This is a genomic window from Microbulbifer sp. ABM4_008 (assembly GCF_056311705.1).
The window spans coordinates 1597058-1614301 of sequence record NZ_CM149970.1; the positions used below are offsets into that span (position 1 = coordinate 1597058).

The following is a 17244-nucleotide window of genomic DNA, read 5'->3' on the forward strand; positions in this document are numbered from 1 at the left end:
CTAATTTATACCATTGTAAATGGGGTCGTGAATTTACTAGGTTTTCAAGTTGTAAACTCATTTATGGGTGTATTCAGTGTTTGTTGATAAGCATAAGAGGTTATTCATACCTATCAACCTCGGATATTTAGCTATTGTTAGAGGGGTTTGAGTTCACTATGGAGCCATAATAACATCTAAATACTTGGAAATAAGGGAAGGTTATGAGTGCGGATGGAGACTTGATAATAATGGGAGAAAAAATTATTGAGAAGTTCAGGGAGAGGCCGGATAAGGAGAGCGGAGATGGTTTATGGAGGCAAGAAGTGATTTTGTCTTGAGAGATGTTGCTGGGTTGTCTGCGAGCTAATCCAGTCGAAGCAGACAAAGCTTTGCTATTATCGGAAGTGTTGCAAAAGAGGTATGAGCAGAGTAAGCCTCCTGTAGTTCCTTATTGGTGTAGAAGAATAACTGAATATTATACACAGGAGTAAAGCCTGTCAGGGATGGCCGATAAGCAAGAAATATGCTGAAAAATCAGCAATTAAGTTGTCGCAAATTGAAGGTGTAAGTCGATTTTATTTGTAATTGTATTTCCTGTTTTATAGGAGGAAAGAAGTTCTACCTCTGCGTGTAGAAGCCTCATCTATTGAAGTAGATGCACCTCCTGGAAGTTTCATTCTAGTAAGACACTAAAGGTGAGAAGCAGTACTTGAATTCATAGCGGAAAGCCATGGTCATATCTGTATTCATAGTACTATGGTTCATCTCAGCCTTAGTCCGCTATAGGTATAACTTACTACTCGAAAGCATTTCCGATATTAGGGAGTAGCATATGATTGAAAGTACAGAAAACAAACTTGGATGACTCCTGTATCACTGGGTTTAGTTTCCTTCTCACCCAAAAGAAACGCACCTTGGAGGGGGGAGGCAGCTCACCACTTCCAAGGTTATTAAGATGTACTGATGTGTTGAATAATTACTGCATATGGGTCGCGCTGTTATTATCTCCGAGCTGGGTAATATTAACTGTGCCGCTGAATCCAGTTTGAGTTACCATTAGGAAATTGTTGCTTCCAGTTTGAGAGAGGCCACTAGTATTTAGTTGTCCGCTTTGCGTTAAATCGATTTCGTTGAGATTACCGGCCTGGCTAAGAGTGGAGGAAACACCAATGCCATCTTGTAGAGAATTAATTAGGTTATCTTCACCACTCTGAATGGCAAAGAGATTGGAAGTGGCACCGGTCTGTTCACTGTTCAAGGTATTGATATTACCCAGCTGAATTACCTCAATACTATGGGTAGACCCGGACTGAATAATATCTACGGAGTTGTTATCACCAATTTGAGTAATTAAGTGGTTGTTTTCAGTAACTATTTGAGTGGTAACTGAAATATCGTTATTACTACCTTGTTGCAATGTATGGCCGACACTGTTGTTTGAGCTTGTTACATCTATTATTGAACTATTACTGTCACCGTACTGGGTTATGGTGCTAGTCTGGTTGGAGCTTGCGTCGCGAACGGCAAAGCCATTATTGTCATTCCCGAATTGTACAACCACGCCACTAGTATTCGCGCTGCTATTTTGATCTCCACCACCTCCAGAATTATCGTTACCCATTTGAAAAACGGTGATACTGGTATTGATACTCTCACTCTGCGGCGATGTGCCAACGTTGCCAACGCCGTAAGATTCTACAGTCAGAACAGCAAAATCTACATTGCTTTGAACGGAGGAGCCAATATTATCGCTGCCTGTCATGGTAAATTGCATAGAGCTATTTGATGTGTCTTCTTGTACAGAACCACCACCGTTATTAGTGCCGGTAAAAGTGTATGTCATTATGGTATTAGAAGTGGACCTCTGTAGTGAACCGCCGAAATTGGAGGTGCCTGTCATGGTGTAGATCATTGTACTGTTTGAGGTAAATTCTTGATCAGAGCTTGAAGAATTATCAGTTCCTGTTATGGAGTATTGCATTAGCGAGTTACTTGTTGAAATCTGAGTTGTTTGTCCATTATTGTTGTTGCCAAGAATAGTTATTATAGCTGTAGTGTTTGTAGTTCCATCTTGTTCGCTATCTGTGGAGTTATTATTTCCCTGCTGATGGTGAATGACAGTGCCGTTAGTATTTCCATTTATTTGTACCGCTTCAGCGTCATTGTTATCCCCGACCTGGGTCTGCACAACCAAATTGTTACTAATGGTAAGGTCACTCTGGTCTGCCATAGCAGTATTTCCATTGCCCACTTGACTAACAATATAGGTATTGTCCGAGAGGGCTGTATTACTGATGGCTAGGGAGAGAATTGTTGGGATAAATATTGAAATTTTCATGGGCAACTCATAAATTTAAAAAATTGAGTGAATTTCGTTTTGCTGCTGATGGTTTTGTGAGGTAGAGAATTCCCATGCCAATAAATGACATATCGGGGTGTCCTCTATCTGACGCTAAAATATCGATATTGTTGGGGTGGCGCTAAATGGGGATAATTCTATGGGCTGCTTAATAGATTTTTCCAAGCCATTTTTGTTGGTATTACAGCTTTTCTTTACCAGGATGCCGGTTGTATGCGAGCTCCTTAAATGATTTTACCTGAATAAGGTGTTTTGCCATTCAGTTTTTCAGCAGGGTTATCCTCCTCTGTCTGGGGGTAGGTTATATTTCTGCCATGCAGAAATAATATTTTCCATGAGGGGCAGGTCGTTTAATGTTGATAATAAATTCCCAGGAACTGAGTTCCTTTTGTATCCTTGCTGCAAGGATAATTGTTGCTGATTTTGTTGGGGGTGGATATGAGATGGAGGTTTGGAATTGCTAGTAATAAAGTTCCATTTTACGGGCTTCTGTGTTGGAGGCTGCTCTGATGCGGTTAGGGGGCGCCCTGGCTTGTAGTTCTTTAATCAGTAAGGTGGTGCTTTATGTCAGGCTGAATAAAATAACCAGATTCACAAGTAATTCGAGTTGAGAGGCTGGAAAATCTATGATTGTAATTAATGTGTCGCGCTCAATATATCTACATGAATCGCTGTATCCTGTTAAGACTATTGAAGCATGTTTTTCATTTTAAGTTGGCGGCTTTTCAGTTGCCATGATAAGCTTGAAAAACTTGCACGAATAATAGTGGGTGGGCCATGGTAAGTTATTGGGGAACTATCATACAGAAATTGTCTTCTTTGGGTTGTGCTGATGGATTGCAACTAAATCCGGGCTGCACTAAAATGGAATTGGAAAGTTTGGAGCAGCATATTGGTATCGAGTTGCCAGTAGATGTGAAAGCATTTTTATCGATACATAATGGCCAGTTTTATCGGGGGTTAGGACTTTTCTTCGAATCACAATTTCTTTCAACGTCTGATATCCAGCTTCGTTGGGATGGTTGGCGGGAGTTGGATGAAGAGGAAATGAATGAAGATTGTGCCGATTATATGAAATCCAGTCCAGAAGGGTATATAAAACCCCTATATACTAATAAATACTGGATTCCTTTAACTTTTGATTGGGCTGGCAACCATATTGGTGTTGATTTTGATCCGGATAGTAAAGGCAAGTATGGCCAGATAATTGCTTTTGGCAGGGATGAAGATACTAAGCTTCTTATCGCTGATAATTTCTCTGACTTTATTTCGAAGTTTATTGTGGCTCTGGATGCTGCTAAGTGGGAGGGCGGAAGATTTTGTGGGGAGTTTGATACAATGAGTGGTTTATTATAAAAGACGGTGCTGCCCGCTAGTTTTATTTTCCAGCCTTTGGGTTAAGAGTAATTGGTAACCGTTATAAATGCTTATAGGTTGGGTGGCCCTGCTGACAATGTAATTGCTTGCAATAATGCAGGGTTGATTAGCGCTCAGTATTCGATACCATATATAATTATCTACCATCTATTCCTATAGGATGGCTTGGACAAAAAATGTATGCATGGATGGTCTAATGCTGCTTCGTTATTTTACTTAAATGTTGATTTTAAATTGGAGGTTTTCCTTTCTTATAATGATTTGATTGTGGGTCTTTCTGCCTCTATAAAAGTTGTCTCAATAATGAAAGTATAATAGCTTGAGTGCCAGTATATATGGCTACTGTTCCTAAAGTATGTGCTCCATTTTAGTTGGAGTGACTATGCGAATTCATTAATACCTTTGTTATTTGTATTTTAATCTGATGTTTAGAGGTCCTGTTATCCAATTGAGAAGATCATGCTTTAAATCGGATTCGATATTATTTGTCGGCCTTTGCTTTGTTTATTGGTGTGCTTAAGTTGTCATTTAATTTAGCATTCAAAGTTATACTGATAATTCGGATCTTAAGCTGGGTTTGAGACTACTTCTTCCTATAAGCTAGAGTTTAATTTGATAGGAATTAGGGGGCTGGTATAGAAAAAATGGCGAATAAGAGCAGTATCTCTGCGAATCAATGCTGGGGTCTATTTGTCCTTTTCCTATCAGTATTCCTTATCGCCAGCGATTTCACCGCCTTTTCACCAGCTCTCCCCGCTATCGCCAAAGACTTTTCTGTCCGCATCTCATTTGTGCACTGGGTAGTGAATGCCTATGCCTTGGCCTATGGAGTCATTATTGTGACCAGTGGGCGTTTGGCGGATATCTATGGGCGTGAAACTGTTTTCTTAATTGGTGTTGGTATATTTTCTTGCTCATCGCTATTGGGAGGGTTCGCGAGTGAGGTAGGGGTGCTGTTAATCGCCAGGGTATTGATGGGGTTGGGAGGTGCATTAGCCTGGTCGGCAATGCTGGGGATGGCTTACACACTGTTGCCATCTGATCGCGCAGGATTTGTTGGGGGCTTTGTTTTGGCTGCATTAGGTGTGGCTACTGCTTGCGGGCCTGTTATTGGAGGAGTGCTGTCAGATTTTTTGAGCTGGCGCTGGATTTTATTTTTGAATATCCCCATTGCTATCTTTGTGGTCGTTATTTACATATTGAAGTACCCGTCAGAGCGCTTTGAGAAAAAAGACGAACGAATTGATTACTTGGGCGTGTTAACTCTCTCCGTATCCCTTTTCCTGTTTTTGTTGGCTCTTGATTTAATGACTCAGACAGGTATTTCTCGACTCTTGGTTTTCTGTCTTCTGGCAATATCTTTATTGGCTGCGATAACTTTTGCTTTTGTTGAAGCTAGAATGGCAGATGATGCTCTTATTCCAGCGAGCTTGGTGAGAAATCGTGTGTTTATGGCATCAGGAGTTAGTGTGTTTTTTGTCGCTATCGCCTTCTTTGCAACCCTTGTCTATATCCCTTTACTTTTTATTAGCGTGCATCATTATTCTGCATTTCAGGCCGGATTGGCTTTGTTGCCAGCTATGGTCTCTTCTGGCGTTTTTGCATTTGTATCTGGAGCAATTCATGAGCGGTTTGGCCCCAAATTACTGCTCTGTTCAGGCGCCCTGGTGATGAGTCTGGGGCTTTTTATGCTTTCGGTTCACGGTCATCATATTGTCTACCCAGTCTTTGTGCCGGGCATGTTATTGATTGGCATTGGGTTAGGTATATTTAGCCCTGCCGCTGTGACTGCCGCAATAACTTCTGTGGAGGCCAGTAAATCCAGTTTATCTGGTGCTGTTGTCTATATGTTCCGTTTTTTAGGTGGTGCTGTGGGTTTGGGGATCAATTCAGCCATATTGGCGTCAGCGCCGGATATTGCCACCGGTGTGAACCGGGCACTACTGGTAGATGGATTTATTGTCCTTATAGGGTTCTTGATTGCAATTTTCTTCTTTCAGGAGCCCCAGAGAAGGTAATTGACGCGCTGCTTAGATTCCTCTTAGGCAATACGGTTTCTTATCGGTATTTAGGAGCATGTTTCCTATTTTCATTCTCTCTAAATGTTGACTGCAAGGGATAAGGCGAGTGGTCGGGGCTATCCTTCAACAAGTATTAGCGATGTTAACTCGTATGGGTTGTTAGCCGTTTAATATTGGCGGCTCAGGAAGAGCTGAGTTCTTAGAGATTGCTAATAGTAAATTTATACGAAATGGATCTCGGATATGAAATTGTCTTGGTTGCGGTTCTTGGCTGATAATTCTCTTGTTGTATCTCTTGCTGTAATCTTGATGGTGTCAGGCCCCATTGCTCTGGCAGAGAATTTACGGGGAAGTACCACGGGGCCAACTTCTGCACCTGGATACAGTCACCCGGATCAGTTTCTCCATTTAAAGCCTGTAAAGCTGGCTGACAATATGTATCCGGTAATTCAGCATCCGCAAGAGGAAAAGCAGGCTAGACAGAAGCTGGCTCTTCTGGAGGAGAAATTTGGCAAAAAGCCCAACATATTGATTTTCTTACTTGATGATGTGGGCTGGATGGATGTTGGCTTTAATGGTGGAGGTATTGCTGTCGGCAATGCCACACCCACTATGGATAAATTGGCGAATGAGGGGCTTATTTTAACCTCTGCCTATTCAACACCTTCATGCTCGCCAACACGGGCTACTATTCATACCGGCCAAAATCCGCTACACCATGGAATCCTACGCCCCCCTATGTACGGTGAGGCTGGTGGCTTGGACGGAGCGGTAACTATGCCGGCGGTACTCAAAAAGTTAGGCTACGTGACCCAGGGGGTCGGTAAATGGCATATGGGAGAGAATAAGGGCTCACTACCGCAGAATGTTGGTTATGACGATTACCGAGGGTTTCTCGGTGTATCAGATATGTATACGGAATGGCGGGACGTTTATTTCAATCCAGAAGTGGCGCTGTCTCCAGAGCGCTTTGCCATGATGCAGAAGGAGCCATTTAGTCATAGTGAGGTTCATTGCACGCCGCAGGACACGGAGCGGTGTGAAGATCTCCATCTGATTGACCTGGACACTATCAAGGTGCTCGATGACCAGTGGATGGATTACAGTGTAAATTTCATTAGGCAAATGAAAAGCTCTGAAAAGCCATTCTTTTTGTATCACGCCCCCCGAGGTTGCCACTTTGATAATTATCCATCTGATAAGTGGGCAGGGAAATCGCGAGCTCGTACAGTATATAGCGACTGTATGGTACATATGGATTATGTACTTGCACAGCTATTTAGTGCTTTGCAGGAAACAAACCAGCTGGATAACACCCTGATTTTCTTCACCTCGGATAATGGCCCCGAGTGCGAGGTTCCCCCTTATGGCCGAACCCCTTTCCGGGGTTGTAAAGGTACGAGCTGGGAGGGTGGAGTAAGAGTGCCGACATTTGCCTATTGGAAGGGGATGATAAAGCCGCGCCGAACTGAAGGGTTGTTTGATCTGGCTGATCTCTTTAACACAGCCATTTCAATAGCGGGCAAGCCCGGTAGAGAGGTGGCAAGTTTTGTTAGTGAAGATCGATATATCGATGGTATCGATCAAACGGGAATGCTATTGGCGGATAATGGCCAGTCTGCACGCCGTAGTCGGCCCTATACGATGAATCAGTATTTTTCTGCCATGCGTATTGATGAGTTCAAATATGTATGGACGGCAGAAATCGAAAATGGTGTCGTACAGAGGGGAAACTGGGGCGGGTTCAGTGGTCCCATTTTTGTTGAGAGTGGCGGGGCAATATTATTTAACCTTTATTCCAACCCTCAGGAAGATGTCAGTATCGGCGTACGTCATTTGCCAATGCTTGTGCCGGTGATGACAACAGCAGGGGACTACATGAAAGAGCTCATTAAGTATCCCCCACAATTCAAGATCGGTTTTATATCCAATAATCCGCCAATCTATGACCTTTTACCTCAAGCCAAAGAGAAGTTAGAGCAGTTTGAGAAAGAGGGTACTGGTAAGTATCCCTGGCCTTAGAGTTGAATCCTGAAATGTAGCTTTAACACTACGAGTGGTTTTATTCTTGAGCCGTTTAAGTATGTAATATTTTGACGGCTATTAAATAGGGTGGCGGGAGTCATTCTCTTGAGATACAGGCCTCGATAGATCAAACAAAATGGCCGGCCTCGCTCGTGTTTCTGGAGACCGGCCTGTGGACTACTGCAAGATTGTGCCGGTGTTACTGGTTCCCACTTGCGTAGCGGTTGCAGAGTTTCCAGATGTTGCCTGGGTGGTATCATGGGTGTTTGTTGTGCCCATTTGCATAATGTTGGCGGTATTCATCGTCATTGATTGGTTAATCGTAACCGTATTGGAATCTCCAATCTGTTCCACATCGGCAACCAGTAAATCTCCAAGCTGGAATAGCGTAGAGGAATTGCTTAAGCCATCCTGTTCGATCTCAGCATCGTTACTGTCACCAAATTGAATGGCAAAAACCATATTGGTTGTACCCAGTTGTTCGGCAAAAAGGTTATTACCGAGGCCGTCCTGCTGTCCAAGATCAGCATCGTTTGAATCGCCATCCTGTATTAGCTCAGCAGTACCACCGGTAGATGTAAATTGTGTTATGAGTGAGGTATTACCTGTCCCTAACTGGATTGTGCTCTGGAAATTTCCCGAGCCAACGGCGACCTGAAAAAAGGTAGCCATATTTGATGTGCCATCCTGAAATATGGTGGCGGTGCTAGAAGTTTCACTTGACTGGGTACCGCCTACGTCATTAGTCGTTCCCAGTTGGATGACAACAAGTCCATTCCCCGAAGAGTTTGATTGAATAATAGATCCAGTGTTTGAATCACCATTCTGGGTAATTGTGGCAGTATCGAGGGAGGAATTGAGTTGTGTTGTGGTGAATTGGTTGGAAGTGCCAATTTGTGTGGTTGTCGAAGTTACCGATGTGGTATTGGTTTGAGTGGCATCGAATAAATTAGTTTGACCGTTTTGCAGTACAGTAATTGTCGATGTGATCGCATTATCTTGCTCAATCGTCGAAACGGTATTGTTGTCGCCAATTTGGGTACTGTTGATAACACTATTTGTAGAGTTGGTTATCTGTGATGTGGTTGATGAATTGTTGTTGCCGGTTTGAGTGAATATCGCGAAGTTGCCCGACGTGGTGGGGTCAGCTTGGTTGGCTGTTGCTGTATTCCCGGTGCCATTTTGATTGACAATCGTGGTATTGGCGACAGCATGCGCGCTGATTGCTAAAGCAAGTGCCGAAGCAATATAGGTGTAAGTTTTCATATCTACTTCCTTACAAATCAACATATTAATCTTTATCAAGCGGATTACCGCCTGCTTGTCGATTTGGGACTCTGCGGAATATCTGGTTAGGCAAAGACGGCTCTCAAATCCCTGGGTAATTACTTGAATTGTTCCCATCCAAAGTTACTGCTGACACCCAAGATACTACCGTTAAAATGATATTGGGTGATGGTGTAGGATGACCTAACGATTTTCGGTCAGGTGAGCAGTATTTTCCTTGGGATTTAACTATCAATCTACTGAGAAGAAATCCCTAAAGAGATAGTTGCAGGCCTATATTGCAGCTTGTCTTGTGTAAAAAAGAAGTGACTAATTACGTTAGTCATTTCTTTTATGCATTTAAAATAGGGGCGGGGAAAAACCTGGGGGCTTTAATTGTTGAAAGATTTACTATAGCAAAGTAAATATCACTATGTCATCAGGTATGGCCGGCTCCAGCTTGAGTCTCACAGGAGCCGGCCGATAAATTACTGCAAGATGGTACCTGTATTACTGGTACCTAGCTGGGTAGCAGTTGCTGAGTTTCCACTTGTTGCCTGGGTGGTGTCATGGGTGTTGGCGAAACCCATCTGCATAGTACTGGCATTATTGTTGGTTGATGTTTGGGTAATTGTTGCAGTATTCGAAGTCTGGATTTGTTCTATATAGGCTACGAGCAAGTCGCCATCCTGTGATAGATCTGCTGAGTTACTTAATCCATCCTGGAGAATTTCACCATCGTTACCCGCACCAGTTTGAAAGGTCATGACCGTATTGGTGGTGCCTAGTTGTTCAGCGTAGAGACTATTGCCCGCGCCTAAATCTTGTTCAATATCTGCATCGTTTGAATCACCTTCCTGTATTAATTCAGCAGAATCTCCGACACTGGTAAATTGAAGAACTAATGAGGTGTTACTCGTTCCCACCTGGGTTGTACTTTGAGTATTCCCTGTTCCGAGAGATTGTGTACTTCCCGACATATTTGATGTGCCATCTTGAAGTACCGTGATGGTGCCGGAAGTCTCAGTTGATTGAGCTGCTCCTGCGGTATTAGTTGTTCCAAGCTGGGTAATAAAAAGCCCATTCCCAGAGGAGGATGACTGAACCATGGAACCCATGTTGGAGTCACCATTCTGGGTGATTACGGTGTTATCCAAAGATGAGTTAGTTTGTACGGTGGTATATTGATTGGAGGTGCCAGTTTGTGTCGTTGTTGAAGTGCTTGAAGTAGTGCTAATTTGAAGCGCATTAAACAAATTGGTTTGGCCATTTTGCAGTACGGTAACAGTTGATGTAGTAGCGTCGCTTTGATCAATCGATGAAACAGTGTTGTTGTCGCCAAGTTGAGTGCTGTTAATAACACTATTCGTAGTGTTGACTACCTGAGATGTGGTCGATGAGTTGTTGTCACCGATTTGTGTGAATATCGCAAAGTTACCTGACGTGGATGGGTCAACCTGGTTGGACAGGGCTGAATTCCCGACGCCATTTTGATTGACAATGGTAGTATTGGCGGCAGCGTGCCCACTGATGGCTATAGCGACTGCCGCAGCAATGGAGGCGTAAGTTTTCATATCTATTTCCTTACAAATCAACATATTAAGTTCTATCAAGCGGATTACTGCCTGTTTGTCGATTTGGGACTCTGCTGAATAGCTGGTTAGGCAAAGACGGCTCTCAAATCCCTGGGTAATTACTTGAATTATTTTCACCCAAAGCTACCACTGACATCCAAAGCACTATCGTTAAAATGATATTGGATGACGTTATAGGATGACCCTCCGATTTTTGATTATGGGCCGGGTGTTTTCCCTGGGAATTAACTATCAATATTCTGAGAAGAAACTCCCAAGCGTGAACTTAGGCTTTTATTTCTTTTCTTGAGAGAGGGTGAGGTGGCAGATTTTTAGTTGCTTTCTATGCCTTCATCAGATTTTCTAACAAAGTAATGGCATAAAAATGCAATGGGAATTGAATATAAAGCGATAAGAAGTGCAGAAGCAAAGAAACCTGATTCTGAAGTCGCAACTCCAGCACATGAAAGGAGAATACTTGGAAGAGCACCACCCAACATCATAGAAACTCGGTTATATCTCTGCATCTTTAATAGGAAATACTCTACAAGTTTCCCGTAGGTTAGGGTGGCGATTAAAGATATCAGGGTGGTCATCAGATAGAATGTCAGCATCGGAACTGTGCCATTAAGAATCTGAATTCCGGAAGCACCTGGCAAGGAAAAAACCGCAATAATAGTTGGCAATACGACGCAGGTTAGCGCAGTAGCTTTAAGGGCAATAAGGAAGGATATAGTTTTGGGCGCAGAAGTGGTTTTACTTTCCAGGTTGGCTTTAGGCGCTTTGTAATAATTTGTAGGCATGTACTTCTTGATGAAACTCGCTTAAATCTATTGTTTTCAAGTGGGGTGTAGCTTAATTAATAGTAATCACTAGCTGTTGTCATGTAAATACGATAGTGGCTCGAATTATATTGATTTTTGATTACGAATTGAGGCTTTGCTGGGGTGGGTGTTGGAACAAATACACCATACTGGATATAAAGTACATGTAGATTTAATCGATGGCATCCAATGAAAGCTCTTTAACTCCCACTCACTACTGGGGGCTCTTTGCCCTGCTACTGGCGGCATTTCTTCTTGCCAATGATTATACGGCATTTTCGCCGGCACTCCCGGCAATTCAAAAGACATTCAATGTCGATATCACCACCATTCACTGGGTCGTTAACGCCTATACCCTGGTGTATGGTGTTTTGATTGTGTCTACGGGCAGGATGGCTGATATCTATGGTCGTCGGCGAATGTTTATTACCGGCATCTATATCTTTACTGCATCTTCCCTTGTAGGTGGATTTGCGGGAAATATAGGAACGCTATTATTCGCCCGTGCATGGATGGGTTTGGGGGGAGCCTTGGCCTGGGTTGCCATCCTGGGTATGGTTTTCTCCCTCTTGCCCAGGGATAAGGCCGGGCTGGCCGGAGGGTTGATTCTCACTACAACGGGGTTGGCCAATGCCAGTGGCCCAGTGATTGGTGGTCTGTTGGCTGATTTTGCCAGCTGGCGCTGGATATTATTTATTAATATTCCCATTGCTTTGCTGGTTATTCTTCTGTGTTGGAGCAAATATCCTCCAGCTAGTACTCAGAGAAGCAATAAGAAAATTGACTATTGGGGTGTTATTACCCTCTGTGGGTCTTTATTTAGTTTCCTCCTTGCTATGGATCTGGTGGTTCAGTATGGCTTGTCCCACTTCTATGTGTGGGGCCTATTGGTACTGTCCATATTTCTCATGATAGTTTTTGCTGTTGTTGAAACTGTTGATCCTAATAACGCGCTAATTCCAGGTGAATTGATAAAGAACAGAGGCTTTATCGCCGCTGGACTCAGTATGTTCTTTGTTGCTATCGCATTTTTTGCGACCCTGGTTTATATCCCGCAGCTATTTATCAAGGTAAAGGGCTATTCTGCCTTTGGGGCAGGGTTGGCGTTGCTACCATTAATGGTCAGCTCTGGTGTTGTAGCCTATATTTCTGGCGCATTATACGAGCGGCTGGGCGCTAAGATTTTGATTTGTGCTGGTGCTTTGGGTATGTGTGTAGGGCTGTTTCTACTGTCGGCTGTTGAGCCCCAGGCATCTTATATTCGCTTCCTTCCCGGGCTTTTGATAGTGGGCAGCAGTATTGGCATATATAGCCCTACGATTGTTACAGCGGCAATTAGCGTAGTTGAGCCCAGTGATTCCAGTTTGGCAGGGTCGATTATCTATATGTTTAAATTTGTGGGCGGGGCCCTTGGGTTGGGAGTTAATGCGACTTTACTGGCTATGGCTCCCAACATCGCTGTTGGGATTGAGCGGGCCTTTGTGGTTGATGCTTATCTGGCACTACTTGGGTTCTTGATTTCCATGATTTTCTTTTCTGGTCATTCTACAAAAACGATTCGTTAATGGCAGCTATTTTCACTGAGAACAAGCCGAGTTTTTAGGTGTGGTTGATAAAAAGCCCTCGGTGAAAAGTAATCTATATCTTGGTCTAGGCGCGCTGTCCCTGGCCATCTTTCTTGTGGCCAATGATTTCACTGCATTTTCGCCGGCACTGCCTGTGGTTGAACAAGAGTTCCAGTCAGATCTTACTACGAGTCAATGGGTAATTAGTGCTTACGCATTGGTTTGCGGTGTGTTGATAGTTTCAGGAGGTCGTCTGGCTGATATGTATGGTAGGAGGCGAACATTTATTGTCGGGTTATTAATTTTCATGTTTTTCTCGTTTTTGGGCGGAATTGCTGGAAGTATGGGAATGCTATTGGTTTCCCGTGCATTTATGGGGGCGGGGAGTGCGCTGATTTGGCCGTCTGTTTTGGGGATGATGTACAGTCTGATGACACCGAAGAATGCAGGGTTGGCCGGTGGACTGATTATTACGATATGCGGTATAGCAAATTCTGTAGGGCCATTAGTGGGAGGTTTCCTGGCTGACTATATCAGCTGGAGATGGATTCTATTTATTAATTTACCACTTTCTCTAGTGGTTCTTTATCTTTGCTTCAGAGTGATTCCACCAGATTCGTTAAATGTGCCTAAAGATAAGTTAGATTATCGAGGAGTTGCTCTACTGTCATCGGCACTATTCTCTCTTCTGCTTGCTTTCGACTTTGTAGTCGATGTGGGGTTTAAAAACTATCTGGTGTTTGGACTGTTTATGGCTTTTTTTCTCTTGTTTTGCCTCTTTATATTGGTTGAGGGGAGAGCAGCTGAGGGGGCATTAATCCCTCCAGATGTAGCAGGAAACAAGTCTTTTGTCACTGCAGCCTGTGTCGCTTTGTTAATTGCCCAGTTCTTCTATGCGGGGTTCTTTTTTATCCCGCAATATTTAAGTAAAGTCCATGGAGCTTCTGCAACAATAGCAGGTCTGGGATTGGTTCCACTTATGTTGGCATTTAGTGTATTTGGTTTTGTTGCTGGTAATGTCTATAAGGTGCTGGGAGCCAAGCTAATTGTCTCCATAGCAACACTATTAATGGCTTTAGGTTTATATATGCTGTCTCATATCTATCAGGACGGTCAATATATTCGCTTGGTTCCCGGGTTGTTAATTTTGGGGGCGGGTATTGGCTTATTCAATTCTACTATAATCACGTTTGCAATATCGGTTGTTGATCCGCGCCGAGCAAGTTTGGCCGGAGCAATAATCTTTATGATTCAAATAGCGGGTGGTGCAGTGGGGTTGGGCCTGAATACCACAATAGTCGCAATGGCTGGTGATATATCTTATGGGATTAGTCAGGCATTTACATTAAACGCATACTTGGCGATGTTATCTTTTATTATTTGCGTTTTATTTATAGGGTCTAAGGAAGAAAAAGCTTAACGTCATTTTGTATGTCAATTGGTTTATGTATATGTAAGTACAGGTTTACGCAATGGAAAGACAAGAGGGTCTCTTAGATAAGAATTTATACCTTGGAATGTTGGCTCTGTCTCTTGCCATTTTCCTTGTCGCCAATGATTTTACGGCCTTTTCTCCCGCGCTGCCGGCAATGGAGCACGAGTTCCACTCTGACCTTACAACGACCCAGTGGGTCATTAATGGTTACGCCTTAGTCTTTGGAGTACTGATTATTTCAGGTGGTCGCCTTGCCGATATGTATGGCAGGAGGAGGGTATTCTTTATTGGAACCCTGCTATTTATGGCGTTCTCACTTATCGGTGGGATTGCAGTTAATATGGGAATGTTATTGATATCCCGGGCACTGATGGGGATTGGAGGGGCTATGATGTGGCCGTCGATCCTGGGTATGACCTATGGCCTGATGACTGAAAAGCGAGCGGGTTTGGCTGGAGGGCTGGTGATTACTGTTTGCGGTATTGCCAATTCAGTTGGACCACTGTTGGGTGGTGCGCTGGCAGATTATGCCAGTTGGAGATGGATTTTCTTTATTAACCTGCCGGTATCAGCAGTTGCCTTATATGTTTGCTGGAGAGTGATTCCTGATGACTCTCCAGAAGCTTGTGATGAACGTATTGACTATGCCGGAATCACTTCGCTGTCGATGGCTCTATTTGCCTTGCTGCTGGCGTTTGATCTTGTGGTTGATGTCGGTTTCAAAAGCCCATTGGTCCTCGGCCTTATCGCTGCCTTTTTCTTACTTATATGCTTGTTTAGTCTCGTTGAGAAGCGAGTTGGGGCTCAGGCGTTGATTCCACCGGATGTGGCTGGGAATAAACGGTTTGTTTTCGCCTCTATTGCTACGTTATTGATTTCAGCACTTTTCTTTGCGGGATTGTTTTTTATTCCCCAATTCTTAACCCATGTTCGAGGTACCTCGGCGATGAAGGCGGGGATGGGGTTGATCCCTATGATGCTCTCCTTTAGCGTTTTCGGCTTTCTGGCAGGGAAGCTATATGATGTGATTGGAGCAAAGAAGATAGTATCGGCAGCTACTTTATTGATGACGCTGGGAATGTATCTTCTATCTCATATCCACAAGGATACTCAATATATGTCTTTGGTTCCTGGCCTGGTGATATTAGGTGCTGGTATTGGTTTGTTCAATTCCACCATTACCACTGTGGCTATAACGGTTGTTGATAACAGTAGAGCGAGTTTGGCGGGTGCAATCATTTTTATGTTTCAAATAGCGGGTGGTGCCGTAGGATTAGGGTTGAATACAACGATAGTGGCGATGGCCACTGACATGCCGTCGGGTATTGAATATGCATTTACTGTAAACGCCTATCTCGCCATGTTTGCTTTTATTATTTGCATTTTATTTGTTGGGGATAAAAAAGCCTGAGGTTTGATTTTAATAACCTATCCGTTGTCTATCTTTCCGCTTCAGTTGTTAATTGATCGGCAGCCTTTAAAGGCAAAGTTTGTGCTTCTTTGCCAAAGTTCCAAAATGGGAAAATTCCCGTTTCGATTGGGAAAACAGGTTTGCATTGGCTGATTGGTACGGCATTAAGTTCTATTTTTAGCTCTCCATAATGTTGTCTGTAGGCATAGGCTATTGGGATCAGTCTCTGCCGATCGAAATGCTTGGCGCCCTTGTTGTTTTCGAATGCTTGTAGAAAATTATCTATTCCCTGCTGGATGCCAGTCCCATTTCTTGCTGTGAAGTTCCAGAAATTTTCATCAATTGTTTCTGCGAGACTGGCAAGATAAATCCATAATTGAAGATTTAGGCATTCATAATGAACACTATTTTTACTCTTGATTTTCGATACTTGGTTATCCGAGTGATCAAACTGCTCTAATATTCGGAAGCGGGAGTCCCTGAGAGTTTTTCTGGCAGCTTGTATTTGATTGAGATAGAGCGCTAAAGCTACAACTTGTAAATCATACTGTGTGCCAAGATGCCCAAGTTTTGGACGCATTGATTGTCCGCGATGACTATCTATCAGCCAGCTAAGGTATTGCTCCAGATGGTAGTCTAATCGCTCAACTCCTATCAGACGAATCTGCTGTTCTTGTTTAAGTTCTTTTAAAGTGCAGAGGGTGTGGACCAGTAGGTTGGGATTTACAGATTGTAATTGTTTGCTGTATTTCGTTTCATGTTTGTCGGGGAATAGCTTGATGAGACTATTGTCGATAAATTGAATGAATTCCGGCTTCGAGCAGTGGGATTGGGCAAGGGCGACAATGGTCAAATCCTGAAGCAGGCTGTTAATCGAACTGGGCCGCGCCCTCTGTTTTGCTTTTACCGATCTTTGCGTGGCCTCTCTTAATAGTATTAGATAGGGAAGGTCGCACCTGTTTGCTACGGCCAACTTGCTGCCAGGGGCGCATGTGTCGGCGGAAAAGCTGGAATCATCGAGTTGATCCAGCATGGCAAGGATAGCTTCAGAGCGAGTTGTTCCTCGATCCCGGCTGGACTGCTGATCTGTTCGCTCCAGATGCGGCTTTCCGGAAAATAGTCTGGCTACCCAGCCTCCCTGAGTATAGTGACCTGCGGCTTCCGAGTAATCCGGGCAGGGGAGATCCCATGGGAAAATCGCCCACTCATCCCATTTCCCCGATACGCCTAGCCGCCATAAAAGTTCTACCTTGGGTCGCCTGCCATAGCAGTAGCGGCTATCAAATACCTCTGTACTATCAGATCGAAATACTATTTGTGGCTCTTCAGTGGGAGTTGGTTTGAAGTTCTCACATAGAATGGATTGGTTATCCAGCAGTCTTGTCATTGGAATAACATGGTAGGG

At 43.6% G+C, this 17244-nt stretch carries 11 protein-coding genes; 6 read left to right on the forward strand and 5 right to left on the reverse strand.

Features of this window, described 5'->3' with window-relative positions:
• Positions 1–958 precede the first annotated feature (958 nt).
• On the reverse strand, positions 959–2320 hold the full coding sequence (locus ACYX4J_RS06915; protein WP_476178163.1) for a hypothetical protein: 1362 nt from the start codon (positions 2318–2320) through the stop codon (positions 959–961).
• An 885-nt stretch (positions 2321–3205) separates the two neighbouring features.
• On the opposite strand from ACYX4J_RS06915, the gene ACYX4J_RS06920 reads away from it, so the two are divergent.
• The 3 genes from ACYX4J_RS06920 (at position 3206) to ACYX4J_RS06930 (ending at position 7761) form a co-directional block, all read left to right on the forward strand.
• Positions 3206–3697, forward strand: coding sequence for an SMI1/KNR4 family protein (locus tag ACYX4J_RS06920; RefSeq protein WP_476178164.1), 492 nt, complete (start codon positions 3206–3208; stop codon positions 3695–3697).
• A gap of 665 nt (positions 3698–4362) precedes the next feature.
• Positions 4363–5736, forward strand: coding sequence for an MFS transporter (locus ACYX4J_RS06925; RefSeq protein ID WP_476178165.1), 1374 nt, complete (start codon positions 4363–4365; stop codon positions 5734–5736).
• Positions 5737–5982: 246 nt separating this feature from the next.
• On the forward strand, positions 5983–7761 hold the full coding sequence (locus ACYX4J_RS06930) for a sulfatase-like hydrolase/transferase (protein WP_476178166.1): 1779 nt from the start codon (positions 5983–5985) through the stop codon (positions 7759–7761).
• A 180-nt stretch (positions 7762–7941) separates the two neighbouring features.
• Here the strand turns inward: ACYX4J_RS06930 and ACYX4J_RS06935 are convergent, their stop codons facing one another.
• The 3 genes from ACYX4J_RS06935 to ACYX4J_RS06945 form a co-directional block, all read right to left on the reverse strand.
• On the reverse strand, positions 7942–9168 hold the full coding sequence (locus tag ACYX4J_RS06935; RefSeq protein WP_476178167.1) for a hypothetical protein: 1227 nt from the start codon (positions 9166–9168) through the stop codon (positions 7942–7944).
• Positions 9169–9518: 350 nt separating this feature from the next.
• Positions 9519–10742 carry a hypothetical protein gene (locus tag ACYX4J_RS06940; RefSeq protein WP_444897801.1) on the reverse strand — a complete coding sequence of 408 codons (1224 nt, stop codon included), beginning with the start codon at positions 10740–10742 and terminating at the stop codon, positions 9519–9521.
• Positions 10743–10936: 194 nt separating this feature from the next.
• Complete coding sequence (locus tag ACYX4J_RS06945) at positions 10937–11407, reverse strand: hypothetical protein (protein WP_476178168.1); 471 nt, start codon at positions 11405–11407, stop codon at positions 10937–10939.
• A gap of 200 nt (positions 11408–11607) precedes the next feature.
• On the opposite strand from ACYX4J_RS06945, the gene ACYX4J_RS06950 reads away from it, so the two are divergent.
• From ACYX4J_RS06950 to ACYX4J_RS06960, 3 genes are read left to right on the forward strand one after another with little or no spacing between them, the layout of a single operon-like run.
• Entirely contained in the window at positions 11608–12993 is a 1386-nt protein-coding gene (locus tag ACYX4J_RS06950) for an MFS transporter (RefSeq protein WP_476178169.1), read from the forward strand.
• A 40-nt stretch (positions 12994–13033) separates the two neighbouring features.
• Positions 13034–14413 (forward strand): MFS transporter, encoded by a 1380-nt coding sequence (locus ACYX4J_RS06955; protein ID WP_444914190.1) that lies wholly within the window; start codon positions 13034–13036, stop codon positions 14411–14413.
• A 52-nt stretch (positions 14414–14465) separates the two neighbouring features.
• Entirely contained in the window at positions 14466–15839 is a 1374-nt protein-coding gene (locus ACYX4J_RS06960) for an MFS transporter (protein ID WP_444917668.1), read from the forward strand.
• 28 nt (positions 15840–15867) lie between these two features.
• Here ACYX4J_RS06960 and ACYX4J_RS06965 read toward each other — a convergent pair whose 3' ends face one another.
• Positions 15868–17226: an alginate lyase family protein gene (locus ACYX4J_RS06965; protein ID WP_476178170.1), complete on the reverse strand. Its 1359-nt coding sequence runs from the start codon at positions 17224–17226 to the stop codon at positions 15868–15870.
• Positions 17227–17244 lie beyond the last annotated feature (18 nt).